Annotated in this window: 2 rRNA genes; both read left to right on the forward strand. The window is 51.5% G+C overall.

Annotated elements, in window-relative coordinates:
• A 23S ribosomal RNA gene (locus KI350_RS22770) occupies positions 1-114 on the forward strand; the annotation flags it as partial.
• A gap of 133 nt (positions 115-247) precedes the next feature.
• Positions 248-359 (forward strand): 5S ribosomal RNA (gene rrf, locus KI350_RS22775); the annotation flags it as partial.

A 359-nucleotide genomic window follows, 5' to 3' on the forward strand; every position in this document is an offset into this window, starting at 1 on the left:
TCCCATTCCGCAAGGAAGTAAGATCCCTGAAAGATGATCAGGTTGATAGGTCTGAGGTGGAAGTGTGGCGACACATGGAGCTGACAGATACTAATCGATCGAGGACTTAACCTAAATGTTTGTGAATCGTCTGACCGTTATCTAGTTTTGAGAGAACACCTCTCAGAAAGCCAAAGGCAAGGAAACTCGGCTAAAGGCCCTCACATCCTGTGAGGAACGCCCAGTACCTTCGTCCTGAAGGCAATAGTTTGGTGGCGATAGCGAAGAGGTCACACCCGTTCCCATGCCGAACACGGAAGTTAAGCTCTTCAGCGCCGATGGTAGTTGGGGGCTTCCCCCTGTGAGAGTAGGACGCCGCC

The organism is Bacillus sp. J41TS8 (assembly GCF_018333035.1).
Taxonomy (GTDB): domain Bacteria; phylum Bacillota; class Bacilli; order Bacillales; family Bacillaceae; genus Bacillus; species Bacillus paralicheniformis.